This is a genomic window from Blautia sp. ZXY-1-C6 (genome assembly GCF_056339875.1).
Map to the genome: position 1 here is coordinate 1 of NZ_JBWJVQ010000067.1, position 4,301 is coordinate 4,301.

Below are 4,301 nucleotides of genomic sequence, written 5' to 3' on the forward strand. Positions count from 1 at the left end.
GCGGAGACGGTTCTAATTCTTTCAATATTTCCACTACTTCTTCTCTGGTGATCGCAGCAGGCGGTGTTCCGGTTGCAAAACATGGAAACAGGGCAGCATCCTCCAAATCCGGTGCAGCAGATGTTCTGGAAGCACTGGGAGTGAAGATTACACTGACGCCGGAACGCAGTGCAGAGATCCTGAAAAAGATCAACATCTGCTTCCTGTTTGCGCAGAATTATCACATTGCAATGAAATATGTGGCACCGATCCGTAAAGAGCTAGGAATCCGTACTGTATTTAACATTCTTGGACCGTTAAGTAATCCGGCAGGTGCAAACATGGAACTGATGGGAGTTTACGATCAGTCACTGGTGGAGCCACTGGCACAGGTTATGGCAAATCTGGGCGTTAACAGAGGAATGGTTGTCTATGGACAGGACAGTCTGGATGAGATTTCCATGTGCGCACCTACTTCTGTATGTGAGATCAGGGATGGCAAATTTACTTCCTATGAGATCACACCGGAACAGTTTGGATATGAGAGATGTGAGAAGGGTGCCCTGACAGGTGGTACACCTGCAGAAAACGCAGAGATCACAAAAGCAATCCTGAAAGGTGAGGAAAAAGGTCCGAAGCGTCAGGCGGTATGTTTAAATGCAGGTACAGCACTCTATATCGCAGGAAAAGCCGCCTCCATAGAAGAAGGAGTGAAGCTGGCAGAATCCCTCATCGACAGCGGTGCAGCACTGAAAAAACTGGAAGAATTTGTAGAAGAGACAAATAAATAAAAAGCAACCCCAAATTACTAATGTAAAGGAAATCTGTAACTGTCCGGTAATCTGCTGACTGTGGATATACAGAACAGTTACAGAAAAATCATAGAGATTATGAAGAATATATTAGAAGAAATAGCAGCCAGAACAAGAGAAAGAATTGCAAAAGAAAAATCCCGTATTTCTGTTTCGGAGTTGGAGAACCGGATTCAGGAAGTAAATAAAAATGCAAGGCAGAAAATCACATTTCTCCAGGCATTACAAAAAGATGGTATGTCCTATATCTGCGAGGTAAAGAAAGCCTCCCCCTCAAAGGGACTGATCGCACCGGATTTTCCATATCTGGCAATTGCAAAGGAATATGAACAGGCAGGTGCAAGTGCAATCTCCTGTCTCACAGAACCTTTTTATTTCCAGGGAGCAGACCAGTATCTGAGAGAAATCGCAGCCGCTGTACAGATACCTGTACTCCGCAAGGATTTTACAGTAGATGAATATATGATCTATCAGGCGAAATCCCTTGGTGCTTCCGCGGTATTGCTTATCTGCGCCATCCTGGATGACGGAGAATTAAGAGCATACAGACAGCTTGCAAAAGAGCTGGGACTGGATGCACTGGTAGAAGCACACGATGAGTACGAAGTGGACAGGGCCTTAAATCTCGGGGCAGAGATCGTGGGAGTCAATAACCGGGATCTGAGAACCTTTCAGGTAGATATGAACAACAGCATTCGCCTGAGAAAAATGGCACCGGACAATGTGGTTTTTGTTTCCGAGAGCGGAATCCGCACCCCGGAGGATATCCGGCTTCTTTATGAGGATAAAGTGGATGCGGTACTGATCGGGGAAACACTGATGCGAAGCCCGAACAAGAAAGCAGCGCTGGAAAGCCTGAATGGCAGCCCGTTACGCTGAAAGATCGAATATTATCTGAGAGGATAGAATATGACCAGAGAACAACAGCAAAGAACCAAAATCAAAATCTGTGGTCTGAAACGCCCGGAAGACATTACCTATGTAAATGAAGCAAAACCTGATTACTGTGGATTTATCATAGAATTTCCGAAGAGCAGCAGAAATGTTACAGGTGCATTGGTGAGAGAACTTACTGCAAAACTTAATCCGGACATTATCCCTGTAGGTGTTTTTGTAAATGTAGCACCTGAGCGTGTGGAGGAACTGCTTCTTGACGGAACTATCCATATTGCACAGCTTCATGGACAGGAAGATGAGGCATATATACGGAGAATCCAAAAGAATACAGGTCATCAGGTTATAAAGGCCTTTTCCGTAAAAACGGCTCAGGATATTGAAAAAGCCCTGAAAAGTCCTGCAGATTATATACTGCTTGATCAGGGTGGCGGTGGAACCGGACAGACCTTTGACTGGTCACTGATCCCGGAGATAGACAGACCGTTTTTCCTGGCAGGAGGACTGGGTGCAGATAATCTGGAAACAGCCGTCCGGACTATTCATCCCTATGCAGTAGATCTGAGCAGCAGCGTGGAGACGGATGGAATGAAAGACAGAGATAAGATTTTGAAGGCAGTTCAACTGGTGCATATAAAATAAGATAACCGAATCAAGTAAGTCACCTGCTTCAATTGCGAAAAGCAATAAGCAGTGGGTGGGGACTTGCTTGTATCAGGAGGAGTGCAAGCTCCTTCTGATAAACTGCGGAGCAGTTATTCGGTTATGAGCAAGTAGCGAAGCGGATTGCGAATATCCGCTTGACTAATTCAGAAAGAACATAGAATACTCTGACCGACCATCTGACAGGCCAGGGATTACATACATAAAAGGAGGACATATACAGATGTCAAAAGGAAGATTCGGCATCCATGGAGGACAGTACATTCCGGAAACACTGATGAATGCTGTCATCGAATTGGAGGAAGCCTACAACCATTATAAAGATGACCCGGAGTTTAACGCAGAGCTTACAGAGCTTCTGAATGAATATGCAGGAAGACCATCCCGTCTCTACTTTGCATCTCACATGACAGAAGATCTGGGTGGAGCAAAAGTATACTTAAAGAGAGAAGATTTAAACCATACAGGTGCTCACAAAATCAACAATGTACTTGGTCAGGTACTTCTTGCAAAAAAAATGGGCAAGACCCGTGTCATTGCAGAAACAGGCGCAGGTCAGCATGGTGTGGCAACAGCAACAGCAGCAGCTCTTATGGGTATGGAATGTGAAATCTTCATGGGAAAGGAAGACACAGAACGTCAGGCATTAAATGTATACAGAATGCGTCTTCTGGGTGCAAAGGTCAATGCAGTTACTTCCGGTACTGCAACACTGAAGGATGCTGTTTCCGAGACAATGAGAGAGTGGACAAACCGTATTTCCGATACACATTATGTACTTGGTTCTGTAATGGGACCTCATCCGTTCCCTACAATTGTTCGCGATTTTCAGGCAGTGATCTCCAAAGAAATCAAAGAGCAGATCCTTGAAAAAGAGGGCAGACTTCCGGATGCAGTTCTTGCATGTGTAGGTGGCGGATCCAATGCGATCGGAACATTCTACAATTTTATCAATGACAAAGATGTCCGTCTGATCGGATGTGAGGCAGCAGGACGTGGCGTAAATACGGCAGAGACAGCAGCTACCATTGCAACCGGCAAACTGGGAATCTTCCATGGAATGAAATCTTATTTCTGTCAGGATGAATATGGTCAGATCGCACCTGTATATTCCATTTCCGCAGGTCTGGATTATCCGGGAATCGGACCGGAACATGCGCATCTCTATGATACAGGACGTGCAGAATATGTACCTGTCACAGATGAAGAAGCAGTGGAAGCATTTGAGTATCTTTCCAGAACAGAGGGAATCATTCCTGCCATCGAAAGTGCTCATGCAGTCGCTTACGCAAGGAAAATTGTTCCACAGATGAGAAAAGACCAGATCGTGGTCATTACAATTTCCGGACGTGGAGATAAGGACTGTGCAGCAATCGCGCGTTACAGAGGGGAGGATATCCATGAATAAGAGAATTACAGAAGCATTTGAAAAAGGAAAGGCATTTATCCCGTTTATTACCTGTGGAGATCCGTCTCTGGAAGTGACAGAGCAGCTTGTCTATGCAATGGAGGAAGCTGGTGCAGACCTGATCGAGCTTGGGATTCCGTTTTCTGATCCTACAGCAGAGGGACCGGTGATCCAGAGAGCAAATGTGAGAGCACTTTCCGGTGGTGTGACTACAGATAAGGTATTTGACATGGTGGTAAAGATCAGAAAGAACAGTTCTGTTCCTATGGTGTTTATGACTTATGCAAACGTGGTATTTTCTTACGGAACGGAGCGGTTTATTAAAACAGCTGCAGAAATCGGAATGGATGGTTTGATTCTGCCAGATGTGCCATTTGAGGAAAAAGAAGAGTTTGATATTGTATGTAAGAAATACGGTGTTGATCTGATCTCTCTGATTGCGCCGACTTCTCATGAGAGGGTCGCACAGATTGCGAAGGATGCGGAAGGGTTTGTGTATTGTGTTTCTTCTCTTGGTGTTACAGGAACAAGAACTAATATTACTA

At 45.0% G+C, this 4,301-nt stretch carries 5 protein-coding genes; all 5 read left to right on the forward strand.

Annotated features, from left to right (window positions below; translation table 11 throughout):
* On the forward strand, window positions 1-770 hold a 770-nt coding region (gene trpD, locus AC075J_RS02675; protein WP_476389953.1), incomplete at its 5' end, for an anthranilate phosphoribosyltransferase.
* Window positions 771-869: 99 nt separating this feature from the next.
* Window positions 870-1,670: an indole-3-glycerol phosphate synthase TrpC gene (gene trpC, locus AC075J_RS02680; protein WP_022381372.1), complete on the forward strand. Its 801-nt coding sequence runs from the start codon at window positions 870-872 to the stop codon at window positions 1,668-1,670.
* 30 nt (window positions 1,671-1,700) lie between these two features.
* Window positions 1,701-2,327, forward strand: a complete 627-nt coding sequence (locus AC075J_RS02685; protein ID WP_055201244.1) for a phosphoribosylanthranilate isomerase — start codon at window positions 1,701-1,703, stop codon at window positions 2,325-2,327.
* 244 nt (window positions 2,328-2,571) lie between these two features.
* On the forward strand, window positions 2,572-3,756 hold the full coding sequence (trpB, locus tag AC075J_RS02690) for a tryptophan synthase subunit beta (RefSeq protein ID WP_022381374.1): 1,185 nt from the start codon (window positions 2,572-2,574) through the stop codon (window positions 3,754-3,756).
* Window positions 3,749-4,301 (forward strand): tryptophan synthase subunit alpha (gene trpA, locus AC075J_RS02695; RefSeq protein ID WP_476389954.1); only part of this gene is annotated, 553 nt, incomplete at its 3' end. The genes trpB and trpA, both read left to right, overlap by 8 nt.